This window comes from Nocardioides pocheonensis (assembly GCF_003725535.1).
GTDB classification, from domain to species: Bacteria; Actinomycetota; Actinomycetes; order Propionibacteriales; family Nocardioidaceae; genus Marmoricola; species Marmoricola pocheonensis.
This window is the reverse complement of sequence record NZ_RJSF01000040.1, coordinates 843,507-868,140: the sequence shown is the minus strand read 5'-3', so window position 1 is coordinate 868,140 and position 24,634 is coordinate 843,507. Positions and strand designations below refer to the sequence as shown.

Here is a 24,634-nt window from a genome sequence, read left to right as displayed (position 1 = left end):
CGCACCTCCGACACAATCCGATCGGGACCGGGTCGGGCCCAGACGGCAGACTGGTTGCATGACCTCGGACCCGACCCCGCACCCGGATCTCACCGCCGCGCTCGACGCACTGCACCAGTCGGAGCAACACCTGCTCCGCACCGTCGATTCCCTGTCGCCCGACGCCTGGGGCGAACCGTCCGTGCTTCCGGGCTGGAGCCGCGCCCACGTGGCCGCCCACCTGGCGCTGAACGCCGAGGGCCTGGCGGGCGCGGTGAACGGCCTGGCACACGACGTGGAGGTGCCCGTCTACGAGTCCGGCGAGAAGCGGGACGCCGACATCGAGGAGCTCAGCCAGGCCGGGCCCGCCGAGATCCGGGAGCGGCTCTTCGGCGCCGGCCAGGCGCTGCGGGACGCGCTGTCGACGCTCGACGCGGCGCACTGGGGCGGGAGCATCGCCCGGGTCCCCGACGGTCCGCAGTGGTCCGTGGTCGAGGTCCCGGCGACCCGGCGGCGCGAGGTGGAGATCCACCACGCCGACCTCGACGCCGGCTACTCCCACCGCGACTGGCCGGGCGACTTCGCCGTCGAGCTGCTCGACCTCGCCACCGAGGACCACGCGGCGTCCCCCGACTCCCCCGTCTTCACGATCCGTGCGACCGACACGATCCGCACGTGGAGCGTCGGCGCGGAGCAGCCGGTCGTCGAGGGCACCGCAGCGGACCTGGGCTGGTGGCTGGTCGGCCGCGGACGGGGCGAGGGCCTGGCCTGCGACTCCGGACTCCCTAGGCTGGGCCCATGGCGACGTACACCGGCCCCTACACGGGCTCCGTGACCCCGGGGTCGACCCCCGACATCCGCGAGCTCAGCAAGCTGATCATCACGAAGGTCGCGGTCGACCCCCAGATGTCCAACAACTGCTACGTGCTGCGCTGCCGGGCCACCGACGAGCAGGTGCTCATCGACGCCGCCGACGACGGCCCGACGCTCCTGAAGCTGCTCGGCGAGGCGGGCGCCTCCAAGGTGATCACCACGCACCAGCACTGGGACCACCACCGCGCGCTGCGCGAGATCGCGGAGGCGACCGGTGCGGTGGTCGTGGCGGGAGAGCCGGACGCCGACGCGATCACCGAGCAGACCGGCGTGCCGGTGGACGACCGCGTGCGGGACGGCGACATCGTCGAGATCGGCGAGGTCCGGCTCGAGGTGATCCACCTCGTCGGCCACACCCCGGGCTCGATCGCGCTGCTGTACGACGACCCCGACGGCACTCCCCACCTCTTCACCGGCGACTCGCTCTTCCCGGGCGGCGTCGGCAACACGTTCGGCGACGCGGCCGCCTTCCGGTCGCTGCTGCACGACGTGCGCACGAAGCTCTTCGACCGCCTCCCCGACGAGACCTGGTTCTACCCCGGTCACGGCGACGACTCGACGCTCGGCGCAGAGCGGCCGCACCTGGCGGAGTGGGAGGAGCGCGGCTGGTAGCCGCACCGGGTCGAGCGGTCCAGGCCCTGGCCCGGCCCCTGCGCGAGCGGTCGGGCCGGCACCGTGGCGCGCGTTGCACGCATTGCCGACGAGCGTGGGCGTTTCGTACCGAACCGTCCGATCCGACTACGTTTGTCCGTTCTGCCCCGACCGCCGGCGACCGCACCTAGCGTTCCCAGCACTCGGGTACGGCGCTTCCTACGACAGGCCCTCTACCTACCTCCCATCAATGAAGGGCCTTGCCTTGATACGTCCTGTCCCGCTGCGCCTCGGCTTGAGCGCATGCCTCGTCCTCGTTCCCCTGGTGATGGGTGCGGCTCCGGCCAACGCCGTCGTCTCCTCGAACACCGCTCCCGACTGCTCGTACACCGCGCAGAACGACTTTCCCGCCGATGCGATCGAGGTGGGCGGGAACCAGAGCCCCAGCGCCCTCGACTTCGTCTGGTCGTGCAACGACGCCGAGGGCGATGCTCTGACCATCACCGCCACGACGGACGGCGCTCACGGCACGACCGTGGTCATGCCCGCCGACACGGACCATCCCGACGGATACCTGCAGTACACCCCCGTCGAAGGTTTCCACGGCCGGGACGAGCTCCAGGCCACCGTGAGCGACGGCAGCCTGACGGCGCCGGCCACGATCTACGTGCACGTGGTCCGGCCCACTGACTTCGTCGACTGCGGACCCACCACGGTGTCTGCCTGGAAGTGGCTCGGAGACGCGTACGACTACACCTACCTCCCCTGCTACACCAGCGCACCGGACAGCACCGTCACCTACGCGATCGACTCGGTCACGCCGAACACCGAGGCCGGCAACGTGCTCCTGCACGACGTCGACCCCGGCGACGGCTCCGGCACCCCGATCCCGACGATCACCTTCAGCGACCAGGTCGACGCGTCGCAGGTGACGGTCCAGGTGACCGGGACCGACGGCACCGGCGCCTCCGACACGTTCTCGATCGTGCTGGACAACCGCCACGACCCCGTCTGCACCACCGCGGCCGACGCCAACGGATACGTGAACCTCGAGCAGCGCTCCAGCAACCACGGCGCGTTGACCCAGGATCTCGGGTGCAGCGATCCCGACGGAACTCCCCTCACCTACAGCGCCCCCACCTACTACCCGCCGAACTCCGGGGACACCGCGCCCGGGACGCTGAGCGTCAGCAGCACCGGCGTCGTCACCTTCGTACCGACCGACCCGAACTGGACCGGTTGGGCGTACTTCACCGGGGGCGAGGTCACGGACGGCAACGAGGGCTGGCACGGCCTGGACATCCTCGTCCAGCGCTACCAGCAGGCGGACCTGTCGGCGTCCTTCACCGTCACGCCGGCCTCGGTGACGATCGGCTCGTCGTACACGGCCACCATGCACGTGGCCAACGCCGGCCCGGACGCCGTCTCGGGCGCCTACTTCGACATCGGTCTTCCCACCGGTTCGGTGATCGGCGCGCTCCCGAGCGGCTGCACTGCCGCGAACGGCTATCCGTACGTCGGGTGCTCCTACACCACGATCGCATCGGGCACGAGCTTCGACGTCTCGATCCCGATCACGGCCGGTCCGGGCTCGACAGCGGGTGTGAACCAGATCGGCACCCAGTTCGCGGCGGCCAACCTGCGCAACACCAATCCGGCCGGCGGCGTGGCCTCGGCCACCGTGACGCTCGGATCCGGGACTGCCGTGGTGCCCGGGAACCAGGTCGTCCGCGGATCGGCAGCGGGCACGACCATCACCACCGGCGCGGGCAACGACGGCGTCGACGCTGGGCCGGGCAACGACCTGCTCCTGCTGGGTGCGGGCGACGACTGCGGCCAGGGCGGCGCCGGCAACGACACCGCTCACGGTCAGGACGGCAACGACGCGCTGTACGGCGATGCCGGACCCTGCGTGACCGGCAAGGCATCGACGAGCCGGATGACGGCCGCGGTCTCGGGCAACGACCGCATCTTCGGGGATGCCGGCAACGACCGGCTCTTCGGTGGCCCCGGCGCTGACTTCCTCAAGGGTGGCTCCGGCAAGGACACGTACGTCGGCGGCCCCGGGAACGACATCATCCGGGCCCGTGACCACGTCCGCGGCGAGCGGATCAACTGCGGCGCCGGGCGGGACACCGTCTACGCCGACAAGGGCGACGTCGTGGCCCGGAACTGCGAGAGGGTCCACCGCGGCTGACCCCCCGCGGTGTGATCCAGTCACGCCCCCGCTCCACCGGCCCCGTCCCGTGATCAGCACGATCACGGGACGGGGCCGCGGGCGTTCGTGGGGTCGCCAGCGAGTCGTCGAGCACGTGATCTCCGCCTCGTCCGTGCGCTGACACGAGGTCCGAAGCCGTGCGGAAGCGGCTAGTTTGGGCCGAGCACTCACCCCCCGAAAGGGTCTGCATGGCGACCACGATCGACCGCGAGGCCTGGCCGGCTGCCGCGGTGGGCTCGGCCCCCGCGCTCCTGGCGGCCGCGCTCGGCCGTCGACGGGCGGCTGCCGCGCTGCTGGCGCTCCCCGTCGGCATCGTGGCCTTCTTCCGCGACCCCGACCGCCGGATCGATGCGACCCCGGTCGACGAGGACACCGTGGTGGCACCCGCGGACGGCAAGGTCATGCACGCCGGTCCCGGCCAGCCCGGTGTCGCGCCGCCTGCGACGGCGCAGGGCGAGTGGCAGCAGGTGAGCATCTTCCTCTCGGTCTTCGACGTGCACATCAACCGCGCGCCGTACGGCGGCCGGATCACGGACGTGACCTACCGGCCGGGCAAGTGGCTGGCGGCGTACAAGTTCGAGAGCGCGACCGAGAACGAGCGCAGCGACATCACCGTCGAGCGAGAGGTGGGAGGGCGCACCCGCGTCGTCGTGTTCCGCCAGATCGTCGGCGCCGTCGCGCGGCGCGTCGTGACCCGGGTCCGGCCCGGTGACGACGTGGCCACCGGTGAGCGGATCGGGCTGATGAAGTTCGGCTCGCGGATGGACGTGTTCGTCCCCCCCGACGTCGAGCTCACCGTCGCGCGCGGTGACCGGACCGTTGCCGGCGAGACCGTGCTCGGTCGCTGGCGGGCGCCCCGGGAGACCGACGGTGCCTGACGAGGCGCTGCCGACCCACGCAGCGGCCCGCCGCCGACGGCGCCGGATCCTCCGCCGGCGCCGGTTCCGGATCGCGTCGCACTCGGGCGCCGAGGTCGTCTCCCTGCGCCAGCTGCCGAACAAGGAGAAGCTGCGGGTCACCGCGCCGAGCATGTTCACGGCCGCGAACATGGCCTGCGGGTTCTCAGCGGTCCCCCTGGCCTTCAACGACCACAGCCACTGGGCCGCCGCGCTGATGACCCTGGCGATCGTGATGGACATCTGCGACGGCGCGGTCGCGCGCATGATCGGTGCCACGTCGCCGTTCGGGGTCCAGCTGGACTCCCTGGCCGACCTCATCTCCTTCGGGCTCGCGCCGGCCGTGCTGGTCTACACCCGGGTGCTGCCCGAGTGGCCGGTGGTCGCGTGGGTCGCGGCGTACCTGTGGCTCGCCTGCGCGGCCTTCCGGCTGGCCCGCTTCAACTTCACGATCGACCCGACCGCGGACAAGCGCTACTTCGTGGGGATGCCCAGCCCCGGTGCCGCGGCCGTCGTGATCGCCACCGTGATCGCCCTGGACCGGCCCGAGCTGGCCGTCGGTCCACGGATCCTGCTCCCGGCGTGCATCAGCGTCGTCCCGGCGCTCCTGATGGTGAGCACGATCCGGTTCCGGTCGTTCCGCGACCTGGTCACGCCCCGCACGCGCCAGGCGCGGGTGACGACCGCGCTGGTGGCCGTCGCGTTCGTGGCCGGCCTCGCCGTCGCGCCCGCGGCGACGATGCTGGTCGTGGCCTACTCCTACGTGCTGACCGCTCCGCTCGGCGTGCTCACCGGACCGGCGCGGGCGAGGATCTTCGGACCGCAGTCGGTCGCCCCGCCCCGCCGTCGCCAGCAGTCGGTGTTCCTGCCGATCACCGGCGACGACACCGTCGACGACGAGGACGCTCAGCCGTTGTAGCTGATCCGGATCCGGTCGGTCACCGGCTTCGCCTGGCAGACCAGGCGGATCCCGTCGGCGAGGTCGTCCTGGTCGAGCACCTCGTTGTGCTGGAGCCGGACATCGCCCTCGAGCATCACGCACGCGCACGCGCTGCACTGGCCCTCGCGGCAGCTGAACGGCGCGTCCACGCCCTTCTCCTCGAGGTACTCCAGCAGCACCTTGTCGCCCTGCCAGTCGTCGAAGGAGTACTGCTCGCCGTCCAGCTCGACCTCGACCGCGATCGGACCGGTGACGGCCGGCTCGCTCGCATCGTCGGTGTCTTCGTGGTCGTCGGCCTCCTTGAGCTCCTTCTGTGCGGCCAGCACCTCCTCGACGTCACCGAAGGGGTTGCCCCCGAGCGAGACGAACTTCTCCTGGTGGCGCCGGTCGCGCGGGAAGCCCAGCTCCTTGAGCGCGTCGGTGGTCGCCTTCATGAACGGCCCCGGGCCGCACACGAAGGCGGTGTAGGAGGAGAAGTACGTCGCGAAGGTGGCCAGCTTCTGCTGCGAGGGGAGCCCCTGGACGGACACGAGCCAGTGCACGACCGTGAAGCGGTCGGCGTACTCCTCGGCGAGCTCGCGGAGCTGAGCCGCGAAGATCACCGACGACTCGTTCTCGTTGGCGTAGAACAGCACCACCTTGCCGGTGCCCTTCTCGAGCGCCGTGCGGGCGATCGACATCACCGGGGTGATCCCGGAGCCGGCCGCGAACAGGAGGAAGTCGGCGTCGACGTCCTTCGGGGTGAAGATCCCGCTCGGGGGCAGGACGCGCAGGGTGTCCCCCGGCTTGAGGTTCTGCACGAGCCAGTTGGACGCGTAGCCGTCGACCGTGCGCTTGACCGTGATCTGGTGACGGCCGCTGTGCGGGGCACTGGACAGCGAGTAGCAGCGTGCCGCGAGGCCGGTCTGCTCGCTCGGCACGGCCACGGTCAGGAACTGCCCGGGCGTGTAGGCGAACGTCTCCTGGAGCTCCGAGGGCACCTCGAAGACGATCGACCGGGCGTCCTCCGTCTCCTCGATCACGTCCGCGACGCGAAGCTGGTAGGACTCAGTTGTCATGCTCAGTAACCATCCTCGGCGCCGACCTCCAGCTCGCCCTCGGTGACCGCCCGGTCGATGGAGGCCATCAGCCGGGGGCAGGACTCGTAGACCGGCCGACCGCCGGGCTGCCCGGACAGTCTGGCGAACTCGGTGCAGTGCCCCAGTGCCTCGTCCGACCACTGGACCGCGGTGTGGTGCTCGCTGTTCTTCTTGACCTTCACCTTGGCCAGGCAGTCCAGGCAGGCGATCTCGCGCAGTCGCCCGTCGAGGTACAGCTTCTGGTCCTCGATGGTCTCCTGGCGGGTCGGGGTGAAGGCGCCCATCACGCGTCCGCGGTCGCCGCGGCCTCCGCGTCCGCCGTGCTTCCTTCCTCCGCGCGCCGGCGGAGGTTCTCGGCCACCTCGGCCTGCCAGTACTCGTTGGCCTTGGTCGTGTCGACCTCGAACTCGAACCGGTCGACCATCTCCGGCTTGATCTCGGCCTGGTCGACGTAGAACTGCTCGTACCAGCGACGCAGCTGGTAGACCGGGCCGTCCTCCTCGCACAGCAGCGGGTTCTGCACGGGCGCCTTGTTCTCCCAGATCGCGACGTCCTGGAGGAACCCGGTGCCGAAGGACTCCGTGTAGCGCTCGGCGATGTAGTTCACGGTCTTCTCGTCGAGGCCCTCGGGCTTCTTCACCGCGATGCCGTACTGCAGCGTGAACGAGCTCTGGCTGGTGGGGAGGTGGCAGTTGATGAGGATGACCTCGGTGACGTAGCCCTTGTAGTCCACCTCGAGCCAGTTGATCATGTACGCCGGTCCGTAGTACGTGGCCACCGACTTCAGCGTGGAGTTCTCGTCCCCGTACCCGCCGGAGCCCATGTCCGGGCGCCCCTTCGACGACATGTACTGCGTCGCGGTGTGTCCCTCGAAGACGTTGCGGAAGCTGGTCGGGAACGCGAAGTGCACGTAGTAGAAGTGCGCCATGTCCGCGACGTTGTCGATCAGCTCGCGGCAGTGCGAGCCGTTGATCTCCTTGGTGTGCCAGGACCAGGGGGTGTAGGCGTCGGTGAGCACGTCCGGGATCTCGGGCGGCAGGATGTCGAGGTCGGCCGCGGAGCCCTCGGGGTCGTGCCAGATGAACAGCTGGCCGTTGCGCTCGGCGGTCTCGAACCGGACCGTGCGCGCGCGCATCGGGACGCGGCGCGCATAGGGGATCTCCTTGCACTTGCCGTCGCCGCCCCAGCGCCAGTCGTGGAACGGGCAGGCGATCTGGTCGCCCTTGACCTCACCCTGGGTCAGGTCGCCGCCCATGTGCCGGCAGTAGCCGTCGAGCGCGTTGAGCTTGCCCTCGCTGTCGGCCCAGACCACGAGCTTGCGCTCGAAGGCCTCCACCCGGTGCGGCTTTCCGTCGCGGAAGGTGTCCGCGAGCCCGAGGCAGTGCCATCCGCGGGCGTACCGGGCCGGCGGAAGACCGTGGTCCAGGGCCCGGGCTTCGGTGGTGGCGGTGCTCATCGGTGCCTCCCAAGGCTGTGACTGAAAACGAGAACAGGTTATAGTTTTGCGAGGGACAAATCCAGCCCCGCCGCCCGTCACGGGCCCCAGACCTGCGTGAGGATGACTTCATGAGGATCGCACTGAACGACGAGCAGGAGCGGCTCCGCGCCGAGCTGCGCAGCTACTTCGCGGAGCTCGTCACCCCGGAGATCCGGGCCGGGCTGTCCCAGGCCACGGGTGCCCACTTCCATGAGGATGGCGGGGAGTTCGGGGACGCCAGCGTCTACAAGTCGGTGATCCGCCAGATCGGCCAGGACGGCTGGCTCGGCATCGGCTGGCCCGAGGAGTACGGCGGTCAGAACCGCTCGATGATGGAGCAGCTGATCTTCACCGACGAGGCCGCGATCGCCGGCGTGCCGATCCCCTACCTCACGCTCAACACGGTCGGCCCCACGATCATGCGGTTCGGCACCGACGCGCAGAAGGAGGAGATCCTCCCGAAGATCCTCCAGGGCGAGATGCACTTCTCGATCGGCTACTCCGAGCCCGGGTCCGGCACCGATCTCGCCAGCCTCCAGACCCGCGCGGTGCTGGAGGGCGACGAGTGGGTGATCAACGGCCAGAAGATGTGGACCTCGCTGATCCAGTACGCCGACTACGTCTGGCTCGCCTGCCGCACCGATCCCGACCTCCCCCGGCACAAGGGCCTCTCGATGATCCTGGTGCCGACCAGCGCCGAGGGCTTCTCCTACACGCCGGTGCACACCGTCGCCGGTGTCAGCACCAGCGCGACGTACTACGACAACGTGCGCGTGCCGAAGGAGAACCTCGTCGGCGACCTCAACGGCGGCTGGGCCCTGATGACCAACCAGCTCAACCACGAGCGGGTCGCGCTGACCTCGGCCGCCCCGCTCGAGCACTCCCTGCACCTGGTGCAGGAATGGGCCCAGCAGACCAAGAACGCCGACGGCAGCCGCGTCATCGACGCCGAGTGGGTCCAGGTCCTGCTCGGCCGCGCGCACGCCCGGGCCGAGATGCTGAAGCTGCTGAACTGGAAGCTGGCCTCCGCGACCGAGGACCTCTCCCCCGCGCACGCGTCGGCGACCAAGGTCTACGGCTCGGAGCTGGCCACCGAGGTCTACCGGTCGCTGATGGAGATCGTCGGTCCCGAGGCCGTGGTGGCCGCCGACTCGCCCGGCGCCGTGCTGCGCGGGCGGCTGGAGCGGTTCTACCGGTCGTCCCTGGTGATGACCTTCGGCGGCGGCACCAACGAGATCCAGCGAGACATCATCGGCTACGTCGGCCTCGGCCTGCCCGCCGCGAAGCGCTGACCCGACCACCCACCGGTGGTTGAGCCTGCCGAAACCACCTCGATCGAGGAAGAACCCCATGGACTTCAGCTTGAGCGAGACCCAGACCGACGCCGCCGCGCTCGCCGCGATGGTGTTCAAGAACGAGTGCACGCCCGACCGGCTCAAGGCCGCCGTCGGCCCCGACGGCCGGTTCGACGCCGACCTGTGGGCCCGGCTCGGTGACGCCGGCCTGCTCGGGCTCTGCCTGCCCGAGAGCCTCGCCGGCTCCGGGCTGGGCCTGATGGAGCTGTGCAGCGTGCTCGTCGAGGCCGGCCGCTACGTCGCACCGGTGCCGCTGGCCAGCCACCTCCCCACCGCGATGGCGATCGCGAAGTTCGGCGACGCCGCGGCCAAGGGGATGTGGCTCGAGGGCGCCAGCAGCGGCCACGCCATCCTCACCACGGCTGTCGCCGAGGAGCGGGAGCACCTGCCCGCCCACCCCACGACGCAGGCGGACTTCGACGGCCAGCAATGGCTGCTCACCGGCGTGAAGACCGTCGTGCCGGCCGGCACGCTGGCCGAGCTGTTCGTCGTACCGGCGCAGACGGCGGACGGCGTCACCGCCTTCCTGGTCCACCCCGACGACGCGGGTGTGACGGTCACGCCGCAGCGGGTCAGCGACGGCGACGTGACGGCGCGCCTCGAGCTCGACCGCGCGGCCGTGCCGGCCGGTCGTGTCCTGGGCGGGATCGGCGCCGGCACCGAGGTGGTCGACTGGCTCCAGCAGAGGCTCACCGTCGCGGCCTGCGCGATGCAGCTCGGCATCGTGAAGGGTGCCCTCGACCTCACCGCGCAGTACGCCCGGACCCGTGAGCAGTTCGGCCGCGCGATCGGCACGTTCCAGGCGGTCTCCCAGCGGCTCGCGGACGGCTACATCGACGTCCTCGGTGCCGAGCTCACCCTGTGGCAGGCCGCCTGGCGGCTCGAGGAGGGGCTGCCCGCGGAGAAGGAGATCGCGACCGCCAAGCTGTGGGCCGCCGACGCCGGGCACCGGATCGCGCACACCACGGTGCACGTGCACGGTGGCGTCGGCATCGACCTCGACGGGGAGGCGCACCGGTACTTCACCGAGGCCAAGCTGTACGAGTTCGTGCTCGGCGGGACGACCGACCAGGCGCGCAAGGTGGGCCGGCTGCTCGCGGCCGAGCCCGTCTGACCGCTGCCGATGGTCGACGCGCCCGCAACGCTCCGGGACCTGCTGCTCGCGCGTGCCGACGACGACGCACCGGCGCTGCTGGCCGGTGACCGGCGCTGGTCGTGGCGGGAGTACGTCGCCACCGCCGCCGCCCGGGCGGCCGCGCTCGCCGACCTGCTGGACCCGGCAAGGCCACCCCACGTCGGCGTCCTGCTGGACAACACGCCGGAGATGGCCTTCCAGCTCGCCGCGGCCGGGCTCGGCGCGCACGTCGTGGTCGGGCTCAACACCACGCGCCGCGGCGCCGGCCTGCTGGCCGACATCCGGAAGGCCGACGCGCAGGTGGTCGTGGTCGAGCCCGCCCACGCCGGCCTGCTGGACGGGCTGGACCTGGCCGGGGTGCGAGTGGTCGACGCCGCGTGGTTTCGGCAGGCTCGACCACCGGTGGTTGAGCCTGCCGAAACCACAGGTCCGCCACTCCCACACGCCGAGCCCACCCCGGACAGCCTGTTCATGCTGATCTTCACCAGCGGCACCAGCGGCGAGCCGAAGGCCGTCCGGATCACAGACGAGAAGGTCTCCCATCCCGGCCGGTACCTCACCGAGCGGCTCGGGCTCACGCGCGACGACGTGCACTACGTCGCGATGCCGCTGTTCCACTCCAACGCCGTGATGGCCGGGTGGGCCCCCGCGCTGGTCACCGGCGCGACGATCGCGCTCGCGGAGCGGTTCAGCGCCTCGGGCTTCCTCCCGGACGTGCGCCGGTACGCCGCGACGTACGCGAACTACGTGGGCAAGCCGCTCGCCTACGTCCTGGCCACGCCCGAGCAGCCCGACGACGCGGACAACCCGCTGCGCATCGTCTTCGGCAACGAGGCCGGCGAGCGCGACACGATCGAGTTCGCGCGCCGCTTCGGGTGCGTGGTGATCGACGGCTTCGGCTCGACCGAGAACGCCGTCGTGGTCAGCCGGGTCGAGGGCACCCCGCCCGGCTCGCTCGGGCAGCCGTTCCCCGGCGTCGCGGTGCTCGACCCGGAGACCGGAGCCGAGTGCCCGCGCGCCGAGATCGACGCACAGGGGCGTGTGACGAACCTGGACGACTGCGTCGGCGAGCTGGTGAACACGCAGGGCACCGGGCAGTTCGCCGGCTACTACAACGACGAGGCCGCGACCGCCGAGCGGATGCGCGGTGGCATGTACTGGAGCGGCGACCTGGCCTACCGCGACGCCGAGGGCTGGGTGTACTACGCCGGCCGCACCGCCGACTGGCTCCGGGTCGACGGCGAGAACCTCGCGGCCGCGCCGATCGAGCGGATCCTGCTGCGGCACCCGTCGGTCAGCGAGGCGGCCGTGTACGCCGTGCCCGACCCGCACGCCGGGGACCAGCTGGTCGCCGCCCTGGTGACGACCGGGACGATCACGCCGGAGGAGTGGGAGGCGTTCCTCGCGGCGCAGGCCGACCTCGGCACCAAGGCCTGGCCGCGGTTCGTGCGCATCCTGGACGCACTCCCCCGCACGGCCACCAACAAGGTGCTCAAGCGCGAGCTGCAGGCGACCGGGATCGACGCCGGCCCCGACACGACCACCTGGGAGCGGGAGGAGCGCGGCACGGCGTACGGGCATCTGCAAGCATCGGCGCCATGACCCAGATCCCGGCCGGCTGGTACCCCGACCCCGCGCAGACCCATCCCGCGCGCCAGCGCTACTGGGACGGCACCGGCTGGACCGAGCACACCCACGACCCTGCGCCGCCGGCTCCGGCCGTCCCTCCGGCCGTCCCTCCGGCCCCGTCGCCTGCAGCGGCGCCGCCGCCCTACCCGTCGTACGCGGCGTACGCACCCGCACCGCCGCTGTACATCGCTCCGCTCGCGACGACTCCCGACGGCGTGCCGCTGGCCGGCTGGTGGTGGCGCGTCCTCGCGCGCGTGCTCGACGGCTTCATCATGGTCCCGCTCTACGCCCTGGCGGTCGTCCCGGTGATCGCCTCGCAGTGGGACTCGCTGCGACAGTGGGCGGACGACGTCAACTACGCGGCGGACCACGGCCTTCCGGCGCCGCCCACCCCGGACGTCTTCAATGTCACCAGCGGCCCGGGGATCGCACTCTGGCTGTCGGTGCTCGGCATCGCGGTCCTCTACGAGATCGTCTTCCTGCTCTGGAAGCAGGCGACGCCCGGCAAGCTGCTCGTCGGCCTGCGGGTCCGCCGGCGCGAGTCGCCCGACCTGCCGGCGGGGGCGATCTTCGCGCGCGTCGGGATCGTGCTGCTCGGCCAGCTCTGCGGGGTGTTCACGCTGCTCGACGACCTGTGGCCGCTCTGGGACGACAAGAAGCAGGCCCTCCACGACAAGGTCGCGCGCACGAACGTGGTCCGGTTTCGGCAGGCTCAACCACCGGGGGGTGGGCCCGGCCCGTCGGGGGTCGGCCCTGCCGACTCCCAGGCGGCTATCGAAGCAGCCGTTCCACCCCGTTGGTGAGGCGCACGACGTAGAACCCGGAGTTCGAGTCGGTGTACCAGACCGAGTCGTGCGCCGGGTCCCAGGCCGGCTGCGACATCGCGTAGGCGCCGCTGCCGAGGAAGGTCGGCTTTGTCGGCCTCACGACCGGCTGGTTGAAGTACGCGACCTCGCGCGGGTGCCGCACGTCGCGGATGTCGAACAGCCGAAGCCCGGACAGGATCATCGAGCACCCGGCGATCTTCGGGTTGTCGCGGGTGGGCACGCCGCAGTAGTGGGCGGCGTACCCCTGTGCCGGGAACGCGGCGCCCGGGTCCTTCATCTGCTCGCCCGCGTGCACGTCGGGCTGGTGCACGGCGAGCCGGACGTCGGAGACGATCACCGGGTGGCGCGGGTCGTCGACGTCGATGATCCGGGCGGCACCGACCGGCGAGTGCTTCAGGTCGGTGACCGCCTTCGCCGTGAACAGGTCGACGAACTCGTCGACCTCGAAGAGGTACTGGTGGCCGGCCCGCGTGAAGGGCTCGGCAACCTGCGGGATCGAGACGCCGTGCCAGGTGAGCGTCGAGAGCGTCGGGACCTTCGGGTGCGGGACGCGGTCCTGGATCTGGCTCACGTCGATGATCCGGAGCCCGCCGCCGGTGATGCCGGTCGGCCCCGGCGTGCCGAGGTTCGCGGCGTACAGCGTGCGGCCGTCGTCGGAGAGCCGCATGCCGTGGTACTGCACGCCCAGGCGCTGGAACAGCGTCCGCGGGTGCCGCGGGTCGGACAGGTCGATCGCCGCGAACCCGGCGGCCGTGCCCGAGGCGTAGAAGGTGCGCCCGTCCGGGGCGAACCCGCTCTCGTGGCCGAACAGCGCCGACCACGTCGTCGACAGCCGCCGTGGGTGCCGGCAGTCGGTCTTGACGTCGTACACGTCGAGGATGCCGGGCAGGGTGGCTGCGGTGCCCATCTCCGCGACCAGCAGGCCGCGCGGCTGGTTCACCAGCAGCGACTCGTGCGGGGTGAGCATCGCCGGCGTCGTCAGGTTCGCGGTACGCCGCGGATGGGCCGGGTCGCTCATGTCCAGGACGACCACGCCCTGCCCGTCACCCGACAGCAGGTTGGCCACCACGTCGCGCCCGATCAGCAGCGTGGAGTCGTAGAACGCACAGGTGTCGCCCTGCGCGTCGGTGTAGCGCAGCGTCTTGAAGCCGCCCGAGCTGCCCTGGTGCGCGACCTCCGCAGTGTTGCACCGGTAGCCCTGGGCGGCTCGGCCGGACAGGTAGTCGGCCTTCGGCACGCGCCCCTGGATCGAGGTCTCGGGGAGTGACCCGGGTCCGCAGCGGGCGGTGGGGACCGACGGCGCCGTCGCGGGACCCGCGGCACCGACGCTCCCGGTCGTGGCCCAGCCGGCGCCGAGGACGAGGAGGAGAGCGAGGACGACGAGCAGACGACGGGCAGCCTGCCGCGACGGTGCCTGGGAGGGGACGACCATGGCGTGACCGTACTCACGCCGGGGTTTTCCTGCTACCGGCGGTTTCAGCAAATGGGCGTCATCACCGGAACCCTCGGAAGACGCCGTCCGGATCCGCGTTGTCGGCGAACTCGAAGAAGTCCATGTTGGCGATCGAGAGGTTCGCCACGATCGCCTCGACCTCGCGCGGGACCGCCCGGAAGGTGCGACCGACCTGCTCGTTGAACTCGTTCAGGTCGACGAAGAGCACCGTCTGGTCGCGCATGGTGCGTGCGTCGGCGACCGCCAGCTCGCCGAGGTAGTCCTGGCGAGGAAGGCGCACCAGCTGCTCCGGGGTGAGGTCGGCCAGCTCGGGGGACTCGACGGGCTGGAGGTTCGCTCCCAGGCGCTCGAAGGCGTCACCGGGATACACGGCTGTCACCGCGGCCACCGCCCGCTGCCAGGCGGCGTCGTCGGAGTAGTCCGTGCGCACGAGCAACAGGCCGAGGTCAGGCGCCTTCGGCAGGAGCATGCGGCGAGCGTACGACCTTCGAGATTCCGAGGTTCGGGGCGGGGCGTGGGCTACTCGGTGGCGAGCCGCAGCCCGAACCCGACCAGCACGGCCGCGGTCGCCGCGTCCAGGCGCCGTCGGATCGCCGGGGTGTTCATCCAGGCCGTGACGCGGCCGGCGAGCCCGAGCAGGAGCACCCAGTACAGCGCGGTCAGCAGGATGAAGATCCCGCCGAAGAGCAGCGTCGTCCAGAGCACCGAGGCACCCTGGGGCACGAACCCGGGCAGGAAGGTCACGAAGAACACGCCGACCTTGGGGTTGAGCAGGTTCGTCAGGACCCCGGCCCGGAAGCCGGTGCCCAGGATCCCGCGCCGGGCCGACTCCGGCTGGGCCACCCGGCCGCGCGACCGCCATGCCTGGACCCCGAGGAGGACCAGGTAGCAGGCGCCGACGATCCTCAGCACGGCGTACCCGACCTCGCTGGCCTCGAGCATCGCGGCGAGGCCGAACGCCGCCGCGGCCACCCACACGGACAGGCCGCACAGGTTGCCCAGCGCGGTGAGGGTCCCCTGCCGTCGGCCGCCCTTGAGGATGCTGCGCACCACCACCAACGTGTCCGGCCCCGGAAGCAGGACGATCAGCGTCGCGGCGCCGACGAAGGCAAGGAAGGTGAGCAGCACCGCACCAGCCTAGGCGGCGGCAGCTGGTTTCGGCAGGCTCAACCACCACCCAGGTGGTTGAGCCTGCCGAAACCACGAGGAGCCCAGCTACCCCCGGATCTTCTCCAGGCGCGCGACGGTTTCCTCGTACTCCGAGACCAGCTCGGCCATGATCTGCTCGACCGGCCGGACCTCGTTGGTGCGCCCGACGATCTGGCCCGCGGGCATCGAGATGGTGTCCGGGTCGTCGCCACTGTTCATCCGGTTGTGCGCGTCGGCGACGAGGAGGTTCTGCAGCGGCATCGGCAGGGGGGTAGGAGCGTCCTCGGCCTCCCAGGCATCGGTCCACTTCGTCTTGAGCAGTCGGGCCGGCTTGCCGGTGTAGACCCGCGTACGCACGGTGTCGCCCGAGCCGGCGCGCAGGAGCGCGTCGCGGATGCCCGTGCCCTGGGAGAGGTCGTACTCCGCCGCAGTGAGCCAGATCGAGCCGGTCCACACGCCCTGCGCGCCCAGCGCCAGCGAGGCGGCGACCTGACGGCCGCAGCCGATGCCGCCGGCACCGAGCACCGGCACGTCCGGTCCGACGGCGTCCACGATCTCGGGAGTCAGCACCATGCTGGCGATCTCACCGGTGTGGCCGCCGGCCTCGTAGCCCTGGGCGACGATGATGTCGACGCCGTTGGCGACGTGGGAGGCCGCGTGCTTGGCGGCGCCGGCCAGGGCGGCGACGAGGACGCCGGCGTCGTGCGCCTGCTCGATCACGTCGACCGGCGGAGAGCCGAGCGCGTTCGCGATCAGGACGGGCCGGTGGTTCAGCGCGACATCGACGTGCGACCGCGCCACCGAGTGCAGCCAGCCGAGCACGCCCTCGCGACCCTCACCCTCCGGCAGCGGGGGTACGCCGAGCTTCTGCAGCGTCCGCTCCACGAAGGAGATGTGCTCCTCGGGGATCATCGCCTTCAGGTCGACGGCCTTGCCCTCGGTGGGGATCTTCATCGGCATCACGACGTCCACGCCGTACGGCTTGCCGTCGGTGTTGTCGTCGAGCCAGCTGAGGGTCTCCTCCAGCTCTTCGGTGTCGTTGAAGCGGACGCAGCCGAGCACGCCGAGGCCACCAGCCCGGGACACCGCGGCCGCGACCTTCTCCGACGGGGTGAACGCGAAGATCGGGTACTCGATCCCGAGCCGTTCGCAGATGTCGGTGCGCATCAGGCGGGCGCCCCTTCCTCGATCGATGCGGACTGTGCCCGCGCCGCCAGCAGCAGCTCCTTGGCCTTGGGGTACTGCGCCTTGCCGGTGGCGTTGCGCGGGATCTCGGGCACCAGGGTCAGCGCGCGCGGGAGCTTGTAGCCGGACAGGAACTCGCGGAGGTACTCGCGCAGCTCGTCGAGCTCGATGGTCGCCCCCTCGCGCGGCTGGATCACGGCAGCGACGGCCTGGCCGTACTTCTCGTCGGGGATGCCGACCACCAGCACGTCGTAGACGGCCGGGTGGCGCTTGATCGCCATCTCGACCTCCTCGGGGTAGACCTTCTCGCCACCGGTGTTCACGCAGTTGGAGCCGCGGCCGAGCAGCGTCACCCGGCCCTCCTCCTCGATCCGGGCGAAGTCACCGGGCACGGAGTAGCGCTTGCCCTCGATCTCGATGAACGTCGCCGCCGACTTCTCCGGGTCCTTGTAGTAGCCCACGGGCACGGAGCCGCCGCGGGCGAGCCGGCCGACCTTGCCGACGTTGGTGGCCAGGTCGAGCACGTTGTTCCGCTCGTCGAGGATCACGCTGTTCGGGCCGAGGCCGACGACCGGGCCGTCGCTGGAGATGTGGGTCTTGTCCTGCATCCCCATGCCCTGGAAGCCGGTCTCCGAGGCGCCGACCGAGTCGGTGTAGACGGGGTTCGGAAGGGCCGCGATCCAGCGCTCCTTCACCTCCGGGGAGAAGATCGCCGCGCTGCTGGAGACCGCGAACAGGCTGGCTCCGCTGTACGGCGACCCGGTGGCCGCCTTGCGCTCGAACTCCTCGATCAGCGGCCGCGCCATGGCGTCGCCGGTCATGAAGATCAGCATCACGCCGTTCTCGTCGATGATCTCCCAGGTGCGCCTCGGGTCGAACTTCGGCTCGAGGATCGTCAGGTGCCCGGCGAACAGGTGCATCAGCAGGCCGGCCTGGGCACCGCCGTGCATCAGCGGGCTCAGCGGGAAGGTGACCATGCGGCCGTGCTGCTTGGCCTGCTCGGACTGGTCGTACTCGGAGAGCTGCTCGCCGGTGTAGAAGTCGATGCCGCCGCCGAGCGTGCGCCAGAAGTCCTCGTGGCGCCACATCACGCCCTTGGGGAAGCCGGTCGTGCCGCCCGTGTAGATGATGTGCAGGTCGTCGCCGCTGCGCTCGGGGAAGTCACGTGCGTCGGACTGGTCGGCGATCGCGTCGGCGTACAGGACCCCGCCGAAGGCGGAGATGTCCGACTGGTCGTCGGGCTCGATGACGTCGGGGATCACCACGATCGTGTGCAGCTGGGGGTGGTTCGGCGCCGTCTTTGCCACCAGCGGTGCGTAGGTGCGCTCGACGATCAGGGCGACGACGTCGGCGTTGTCGAACAGGTAGTTCAGCTCGCCCTCGACGTACCGGTAGTTCACGTTGATGTTGACCGCACGGATCTTCACGACGGCCAGCACGGCGACGACGTGCTCGATGCTGTTCTTGGAGTACACCGCGACGTGGTCGCCCGGCTTCACGCCCTGCGCCTGCAGGTAGTGCGCGAGACGGTTCGACTCCGCCTCCAACTCGGCGAAGGTCACGGTGCGGTCTCCCACCTTCACGGCGGGCTTGTCGGGGGCCGCGTCGACGGCGTGCTCGAACAGGTCGGCGATGTTCAGGGCCATGCGCCCGAGACTAGAACACGTTCTTGTTTTTGGCTAGCATCGCCCCCATGACGGACACCGCTGCGCCCGAGACCGCCGCCCCGCACTGCCTCGTCGAGCAGGACGGCCACAAGCTCGTCGTGACCATGAACCGGCCCGAAGCGCGCAACGCGCTGTCCGGAGAGATGCTCGCGATCATGGAGCAGGCCTGGGAGCGGGCCGACAGCGATCCCGAGATCCGGGTGGTCATCCTGACCGGGGCCGGCGGCTACTTCTGTGCCGGGGCCGACCTCAAGTCCATGAACCAGAAGCCGCCCTCGGAGTCGTTCGAGTCCGGCGCGTACGACCCGACGGTGATCAAGTCGCTGCTCAAGGGCTACCGGCTCAAGAAGCCGCTCATCGCCGCCGTCGAGGGCCCGGCGATCGCGGGGGGCACCGAGATCCTCACCGCCACCGACATCCGGATCGCCGGGGAGTCCGCGAAGTTCGGCATCTCCGAGGCCCGCTGGAGCCTCTACCCGCTCGGCGGCTCGGTCGTGCGCCTCCCCCGCCAGATCCCGCAGACGGTGGCGATGGACCTGCTGCTCACCGGCCGGCACATCAAGGCCCCCGAGGCCAAGGAGCTGGGACTGATCGGCCACGTCGTCCCCGACGGCGAGGCGCTGGCCAAGGCCCACGAGATCGCCGACCTGATCTGCGCGAACGGCCCGCTCGCGGTCCAGGCGATCCTCAAGACCGTGCGCGACTCCGAGGGCAAGCACGAGAACGAGTGCTGGGCCGAGGACGCCAAGGTCGGCGCCGCGGTGTTCGCCTCGAACGACGCCAAGGAGGGCCCGCGCGCCTTCGCCGAGAAGCGCACGCCGAACTTCACCGGCAGCTGAGAGCAGGTTTCGGCAGGCTCAACCACCGGTGGTTGAGCCTGCCGAAACCCTCCTCACTACGGTGGCGGCATGGACACCGAGACGCGCCCCTACCGCACCGGCGACCGGGAGGCGGTCCTCGACCTGACTCGTGACGCCGCGGCGTACGTCGCGGACAAGGGCGACGGGCTGCTCCACGTGTTCGTGCCGCACGCGACCGCCGGCATCGCGATCATCGAGACCGGCGCCGGGAGCGACGACGACCTGCTCTCCGCTCTCGCCGACCTGTTGCCGGCCGACGACCGGTGGCGGCACCGCCACGGCAGCCGCGGGCACGGGCGCTCGCACGTGATGCCGGCCCTCGTCCCGCCGTACGCGACCGTGCCGGTCGTGGGCGGACGACTCCTCCTCGGGACGTGGCAGAGCATCTGCCTGGTCGACCTCAACGTCGACAACAGCGAGCGTGAGGTGCGGTTCTCGTTCCTCGCCGGGTGACCCGAACGGGCTAGTGCACCCGGGACCGGGCCGACCTACGGTGATTCGAGGGGGGCGCGGACAAGGGGGTCATGTCTCGTGACGAACGCAACGACGCAGCTGCTGGAGCGCGAGGTCTTCCTCGACGCGCTGGCCGAGTACGCCGCGGACGCCGCCTCGGGACACGGTCGCCTGGTGGTCGTCGCCGGAGAGGCCGGCATCGGGAAGACGTCCCTGGTCGACTCCTTCCGCGCACAGCGTCCCGAGCTGCGCTGGCTCTGGGGTGCCTGCGACGGCGGGTTCACGCCGCGACCGCTCGGCCCGCTGCACGACATGGCCTTCGACGTCGGCGGCCGGCTCCGCGAGCTGTGCGTGGCAGGGAACGATCGCAACGAGCTCTTCGCGGCCTTCCTGGAGGTCCTGGAGGCAGGCAGTGACGGGAACCACCCGGTGGGTGTCGTCGTCGAGGACCTGCACTGGGCCGACGAGGCCACGCTCGACTGGCTCTGCCACCTCTCCCGCCGTCTTTCCGGGATGCCGGCACTGGTGCTGCTCACCCATCGCGACGACGAACCCGGTGAGGACCATCTGCTCACCGACGTGATGGGACGACTCGCGGCGCACTCCTCGACGCGCAGGATCTCCCTTCCGCGCCTCTCCCCCGGCGGCGTCGCGGAGCTCGCCGACGGGCACGACGCGGCTCACATCCACGCCCTGACCGGAGGCAACCCGTTCTACGTCGGAGAGCTGCTGGCCCTCGGGGCCGACGAGGTGCCGCCGTCGGTCGCCGACGTCGTCCGGGCACGCCTGCAGCGCCACTCTCCCGCGGGCCAGCGCATCCTCGCCGCGGCCGCGGTGATCGGACGGCCGGCACCGGCCGCGCTGCTCGCCGCCGTGAGCGGAGTCGCCGCGGCCGCCGTGGACGAGTGCGTCTCCTCGGGCACCCTCGTGCCGGTGGGGCACGACTTCGGGTTCCGGCACGAGCTGACTCGGCGTGCGGTCGAGGAAGCCGTCCCGCACGTGCAGGCCGAGGAGCTCCACCGGATCGCGCTGCTCGCGCTCGAGCAGGCCGACGCCGACGCCGCCGAGCTCACCCACCACGCGCTGGGCGCGGGTGACGTCGACGCCATCCTGCGTCACGCCCCGCGCGCAGGACGAGCGGCGGCGCAGGCGAGTGCCCACCGCGAGGCGATCGTCCAGTTCCGCCGGGCACTCGAGCATGCCGACCGGATGTCACCGCAGGAACGGGCCGATCTCGAGGAGGCGGCGGCCGAGTCGCTGTCGACCCGTGACCAGTGGAAGGAGGCGGAGCCGCACTGGCAGCGCGCCATCGAGATCCGCCGCACCCTCCATGAGCCCGCCGACCTCGCCCGGTGCCTGCGGCGCTACGGAGTCTGCCTCTGGCGCTTGTGCCGGACGGCCGACTTCCGGGCGGCGCACGACGAGGCCTTCGAGCTCATGCGCGACGCGGACGACAGCGCCGAGCGCGCCCTCGCGTTCTACAACCGCGCCACCGACGAGATCACTCCGCTCGCCGAGCGCCGACTCGCCCTCGACGAGTGCACGCGGATCTCCAAGGACCTCGGCGACGAAGCGCTCGTCGGACGCAGCTGCATGGCCCAGGCGTTCGTCGAGGCGGACCGCGGCATCATCGACTTCGACGCGCTCGAGGAGGCCCTCGAGCACGGGCTGCGCAGCGGGGACACCCTGCTCGCGGCGGCGGCGTACACGAACCTCTACGAGACCTCGATCGACATGCTCCGGTTCGCCGCGGCGGAACGGTACGACGAGTCGCTCTCCTACTGTCTCGAGCACGAGCAGCACACCTACAGCCTGTGCCTGAGGGGGTCGCGCGTCACGGAGCTGTTGCGTCGCGGCGCCAACGAGCAGGCTGTGGCGCTCGCCCAGGAGACCCTGGAGGAGCCCACGTCTCCGGTGAACCGGATGCACATCATGCTCGGGCTCGCGCGGGCCGCCTACCGCCTCGGACGACCCGAGGCGCGCGCGTGGCTCGAGGAGACGTGGGAGCTCGGTGTGGGCAACGACCAGACCTTCTGGCTGGTCCACATCGCCACCTGTGCTGCCGAAGGTTCGTGGCTCACCGGAGACCCCACGCTCGTGGATGAACGGGTCCTCGACGCCTACCGTCGGGGGTTCACCGACGACCCGTGGGCCCACGGTGAGCTGATGGCGTGGCTCGGACGGCTCGGTCACGACGTCGACCTCGGTCGCGAGCTGGTGCCTCCCTGCTCGCTCGAGGTCGAGGGTCGGTACGCCGAGGCGGCCGACGCCTGGCACGCGCTGGGCTGCCCGTTCGAGGAGGCCGTCGCGCTGACCTGGACCGGCGATCCCGAAGCGATGAAGCGGGCGCTGGACCTCTTCACCCGCCTCGGTGCGGCACCGGCCGCCCGGAACCTCCGCACGCTGCTGCAGGAGCAGGGCATCCACGTCCCGACCCAACGCGGCCCACGGGCCACCACCGCCGCGCACCCCGCAGGCCTGACCGCCCGCGAGGCCGAGGTGCTCGACCTCCTGCGCGAGGGCCTCACCAACGCCGAGATCGCCAAGCGCCTGTACCTCTCCCCGCGCACCGTCGACCACCACGTCTCCTCCATCCTGGGCAAGCTGGGAGTCGACAACCGGGCTGAGGCAGCCCGAGCCGGCGCGGCCAGGACAGGAACGTGAGCGGCATCCCGCCGCCGGCCACCGAACCGGAGCTGCTCGAGCGAGCACCGTTCCTGGACGCGCTGACCGACTACGCCGCCGACGCAGCCCAGGGCCACGGCCGGTTCGTCCTCGTCGCCGGCGAGGCCGGGATCGGCAAGACCTCCCTCGTCGACGCGTTCCGGGCGAGCCGCCCGGACATCGCCTGGCTCTGGGGTGCCTGCGACGGTGGTTTCACGCCGCGTCCCCTGGGGCCGCTCCACGACATCGCGGCGGCCGTCGGTGGACGGCTGCGCGACCTGTGCGCGCCGGAGACCGACCGGAACGAGCTCTTCGCCGCGTTCGTCGAGCTGCTCGGCCAGGGTGTCGACGGTCGGCGCATCGGCGTGGTCGTCGAGGACCTGCACTGGGCCGACGAGGCCACCCTGGACTGGCTCAACCACGTCTCCCGGCGGCTCGCCGGGCTGCCTGCCCTGGTGCTGGTGACCGCGCGCGACGACGAACCCGGCGACGACGGCCTGCTCGCCGACGTGATGGGCCGCCTCGCCGCCCATTCGTCCACCCGCCGGATCGCGCTGCCGCACCTGTCGGCCTCAGCGGTCGCGCGGCTCGCGGACGGCCACGACGCGGACGACCTGCACGCACTGACCGGGGGCAACCCCTTCTACGTCGGCGAAGTGGTCGCCCTCGGTGGGCGCGAGGTGCCTCCGTCGGTCTCCGACATCGTCCGGGCCCGCGTACGCCGGCACTCACCGGAGGCCCAGCGCATCCTGGCGGCTGCGGCGGTGCTCGGCCGGCCGGCTCCCGCCTCGTTGCTCGCCGCGGTCAGCGGCGTTGCCGCCATCGCCGTTGACGAGTGCATCAGCTCCGGCACGCTCGTCCCGGCCGGTCCTGACTTCGCCTTCCGGCACGAGCTGACTCGACGAGCCGTCGAGGACGCCCTCCCCCGCGTGCACGCCGCCGAGCTGCACCGGATCGCGCTCCTCGTCCTCGAGCGCGAAGGTGCCGACGCCGCCGAGCTCACCCATCACGCCGTCGCCGCCGGGGACACGGCGGCCGTGCTCCGTCACGCGCCCCGAGCCGGTCGAGCCGCCGCCGAAGCCAGCGCCCACCGCGAGGCGATCGTCCAGTTCCGCCGTGCGCTCACGCACACCGGGCAGATGGCGACCGCCGAGCAAGCCGACCTCGAGGAGGCGCTTGCGGAGTCGCTCCTGGTCCGCAACCAGAGTGGCGAGGCGGAGGGGCACTGGCGCCGGACGATCGAGCTCCGGCGGGGGCTCGGCGACGCGGTCGCCCTGAGTCGGTGCCTGCGCCGCTACGGCATGTGCCTGTCGCGGCTGTGCCGCAACGAGGAGAGCCGGGCTGCCGAGGAAGAGGCCTACGAGCTCATGCGCGTGGCCGACGACAGCGCGGAACGCGCGATCGTCTTCTGGGTCCGAGGCGTGTCCGACCACATCCCGGTGGAGGACCGGCGCGCAGCGATCGAGGAGTGCGCCCGGATCGGCAAGGACCTCGGCGACGACGCGCTCGTCGGCAAGGCACTCCTGGCCGGTGTCTTCGCCGAGAGCGATTCGGGCGTGATCGACTTCAGCGCACTCGAGGAGGCCCTCGCTCACGGGAAGCGCTCCGGCGAGCCATGGCTGACGGCTTGCGCGTACGCGAACATCTACGACGCGAAGGTCGACCAGCTGCGGTTCGACCTCTTCCCAGACGTCTACGAGGAGGGCCTCGCCTACTGCCTCGACCACGAGCAGCACACGTACGCCCTCTTCCTGCGCGGGTCACGTGTGAAGGAGCTGGTGCGGCGCGGCGCCAACGACGGGGCCATCGACCTCGCGCTCGAGTGCTTCGCCGAGAACATCGCCCCGCTCAACAAGATGCAGGTGATGGTCGGGCTCGTGCGCGCGGGGTTCCGCGTGGGCCGACCCGAGGCACGCGCGTGGCTGGACGAGCTGTGGGCTCTGGGCCGGGCGAACAACCAAGCGTACTGGCTCGTGTCGGTGGCGGCCGCCGCCGCCGAAGCCGCCTGGCTGCTCGGAGATCAGAGCGTGCTGACCGAGCAGGTGGACGAGCTCTATCGGCGCGGCCTGGACGACCATCCGTCCTTGGCCACGGGCGTGGGGACCTGGGCGCTGGGCGACCTGACCGGCTGGTTCATCCGGCTCGGTCGCCCGGTGGATCGCGAACATCCGCTGCCGGCGCCGTACTCGCTCGAGGTCGAGGGC

At 71.2% G+C, this 24,634-nt stretch carries 21 protein-coding genes; 13 read left to right on the top strand and 8 right to left on the bottom strand.

The window, feature by feature from the left end; genetic code table 11:
• The first annotated feature begins 58 nt into the window (after nucleotides 1-58).
• The 5 genes from EFL26_RS14980 (at nucleotide 59) to pssA (ending at nucleotide 5,476) form a co-directional block, all read left to right on the top strand.
• Nucleotides 59-814: a maleylpyruvate isomerase family mycothiol-dependent enzyme gene (locus EFL26_RS14980; RefSeq protein WP_183408196.1), complete on the top strand. Its 756-nt coding sequence runs from the start codon at nucleotides 59-61 to the stop codon at nucleotides 812-814.
• Entirely contained in the window at nucleotides 778-1,464 is a 687-nt protein-coding gene (locus EFL26_RS14975) for an MBL fold metallo-hydrolase (protein WP_123223630.1), read from the top strand. Before EFL26_RS14980 ends, EFL26_RS14975 begins: the two co-directional genes overlap by 37 nt.
• Before the next feature lie 274 nt (nucleotides 1,465-1,738).
• On the top strand, nucleotides 1,739-3,640 hold the full coding sequence (locus EFL26_RS14970) for an Ig-like domain-containing protein (protein WP_183408195.1): 1,902 nt from the start codon (nucleotides 1,739-1,741) through the stop codon (nucleotides 3,638-3,640).
• A 209-nt stretch (nucleotides 3,641-3,849) separates the two neighbouring features.
• On the top strand, nucleotides 3,850-4,539 hold the full coding sequence (locus EFL26_RS14965) for a phosphatidylserine decarboxylase (protein WP_123223628.1): 690 nt from the start codon (nucleotides 3,850-3,852) through the stop codon (nucleotides 4,537-4,539).
• A complete protein-coding gene (pssA, locus tag EFL26_RS14960; RefSeq protein ID WP_221176963.1) occupies nucleotides 4,532-5,476 on the top strand; it encodes a CDP-diacylglycerol--serine O-phosphatidyltransferase in 945 nt (314 codons plus the stop codon). The genes EFL26_RS14965 and pssA overlap by 8 nt, the downstream gene beginning before the upstream one ends.
• Here the strand turns inward: pssA and EFL26_RS14955 are convergent.
• The 3 genes from EFL26_RS14955 to EFL26_RS14945 are packed head-to-tail and all read right to left on the bottom strand — an operon-like array spanning nucleotide 5,464 to nucleotide 8,032.
• The gene (locus tag EFL26_RS14955) at nucleotides 5,464-6,555 is read right to left on the bottom strand and encodes a ferredoxin--NADP reductase (protein ID WP_123223627.1); all 1,092 of its coding nucleotides are present in this window, start codon (nucleotides 6,553-6,555) and stop codon (nucleotides 5,464-5,466) included. The two genes, pssA and EFL26_RS14955, sit on opposite strands and share 13 nt — an antisense overlap.
• Before the next feature lie 2 nt (nucleotides 6,556-6,557).
• On the bottom strand, nucleotides 6,558-6,860 hold the full coding sequence (locus tag EFL26_RS14950) for a hypothetical protein (RefSeq protein ID WP_123223626.1): 303 nt from the start codon (nucleotides 6,858-6,860) through the stop codon (nucleotides 6,558-6,560).
• Nucleotides 6,860-8,032 carry a 3-ketosteroid-9-alpha-monooxygenase, oxygenase component gene (locus EFL26_RS14945; RefSeq protein WP_123223625.1) on the bottom strand — a complete coding sequence of 391 codons (1,173 nt, stop codon included), beginning with the start codon at nucleotides 8,030-8,032 and terminating at the stop codon, nucleotides 6,860-6,862. The genes EFL26_RS14950 and EFL26_RS14945 overlap by 1 nt, the downstream gene beginning before the upstream one ends.
• A gap of 110 nt (nucleotides 8,033-8,142) precedes the next feature.
• Between EFL26_RS14945 and EFL26_RS14940 the strand changes: the two genes are divergently transcribed.
• From EFL26_RS14940 to EFL26_RS14925, 4 genes are read left to right on the top strand one after another with little or no spacing between them, the layout of a single operon-like run.
• A complete protein-coding gene (locus EFL26_RS14940; RefSeq protein WP_123223624.1) occupies nucleotides 8,143-9,345 on the top strand; it encodes an acyl-CoA dehydrogenase family protein in 1,203 nt (400 codons plus the stop codon).
• Nucleotides 9,346-9,403: 58 nt separating this feature from the next.
• Entirely contained in the window at nucleotides 9,404-10,522 is a 1,119-nt protein-coding gene (locus tag EFL26_RS14935; RefSeq protein ID WP_123223623.1) for an acyl-CoA dehydrogenase family protein, read from the top strand.
• 9 nt (nucleotides 10,523-10,531) lie between these two features.
• Nucleotides 10,532-12,145 carry an AMP-binding protein gene (locus EFL26_RS14930; protein WP_123223622.1) on the top strand — a complete coding sequence of 538 codons (1,614 nt, stop codon included), beginning with the start codon at nucleotides 10,532-10,534 and terminating at the stop codon, nucleotides 12,143-12,145.
• Entirely contained in the window at nucleotides 12,142-12,975 is an 834-nt protein-coding gene (locus EFL26_RS14925) for an RDD family protein (protein ID WP_123223621.1), read from the top strand. The genes EFL26_RS14930 and EFL26_RS14925 overlap by 4 nt, the downstream gene beginning before the upstream one ends.
• Here EFL26_RS14925 and EFL26_RS14920 read toward each other — a convergent pair.
• The 5 genes from EFL26_RS14920 to EFL26_RS14900 form a co-directional block, all read right to left on the bottom strand.
• The gene (locus tag EFL26_RS14920; RefSeq protein ID WP_123223620.1) at nucleotides 12,944-14,431 is read right to left on the bottom strand and encodes an LVIVD repeat-containing protein; all 1,488 of its coding nucleotides are present in this window, start codon (nucleotides 14,429-14,431) and stop codon (nucleotides 12,944-12,946) included. The two genes, EFL26_RS14925 and EFL26_RS14920, sit on opposite strands and share 32 nt — an antisense overlap.
• A 61-nt stretch (nucleotides 14,432-14,492) precedes the next feature.
• Nucleotides 14,493-14,921, bottom strand: coding sequence for a DUF6924 domain-containing protein (locus tag EFL26_RS14915; RefSeq protein ID WP_123223619.1), 429 nt, complete (start codon nucleotides 14,919-14,921; stop codon nucleotides 14,493-14,495).
• A gap of 50 nt (nucleotides 14,922-14,971) precedes the next feature.
• Entirely contained in the window at nucleotides 14,972-15,580 is a 609-nt protein-coding gene (locus tag EFL26_RS14910) for a LysE family translocator (RefSeq protein WP_123223618.1), read from the bottom strand.
• Between the two features lie 87 nt (nucleotides 15,581-15,667).
• A complete protein-coding gene (locus tag EFL26_RS14905) occupies nucleotides 15,668-16,768 on the bottom strand; it encodes an NAD(P)H-dependent flavin oxidoreductase (RefSeq protein ID WP_123223617.1) in 1,101 nt (366 codons plus the stop codon).
• Entirely contained in the window at nucleotides 16,768-18,432 is a 1,665-nt protein-coding gene (locus EFL26_RS14900) for an acyl-CoA synthetase (protein ID WP_123223616.1), read from the bottom strand. The genes EFL26_RS14905 and EFL26_RS14900 overlap by 1 nt, the downstream gene beginning before the upstream one ends.
• A 47-nt stretch (nucleotides 18,433-18,479) precedes the next feature.
• On the opposite strand from EFL26_RS14900, the gene EFL26_RS14895 reads away from it, so the two are divergent.
• The 4 genes from EFL26_RS14895 to EFL26_RS14880 form a co-directional block, all read left to right on the top strand.
• Nucleotides 18,480-19,292: a crotonase/enoyl-CoA hydratase family protein gene (locus EFL26_RS14895; protein WP_123223615.1), complete on the top strand. Its 813-nt coding sequence runs from the start codon at nucleotides 18,480-18,482 to the stop codon at nucleotides 19,290-19,292.
• Nucleotides 19,293-19,361: 69 nt separating this feature from the next.
• Nucleotides 19,362-19,766 carry a secondary thiamine-phosphate synthase enzyme YjbQ gene (locus EFL26_RS14890; protein ID WP_123223614.1) on the top strand — a complete coding sequence of 135 codons (405 nt, stop codon included), beginning with the start codon at nucleotides 19,362-19,364 and terminating at the stop codon, nucleotides 19,764-19,766.
• Nucleotides 19,767-19,844: 78 nt separating this feature from the next.
• The gene (locus EFL26_RS14885; protein ID WP_123223613.1) at nucleotides 19,845-22,430 is read left to right on the top strand and encodes a helix-turn-helix transcriptional regulator; all 2,586 of its coding nucleotides are present in this window, start codon (nucleotides 19,845-19,847) and stop codon (nucleotides 22,428-22,430) included.
• A partial coding sequence (locus EFL26_RS14880; RefSeq protein WP_123223612.1) for an ATP-binding protein occupies nucleotides 22,427-24,634 on the top strand: 2,208 nt, incomplete at its 3' end. The genes EFL26_RS14885 and EFL26_RS14880, both read left to right, overlap by 4 nt.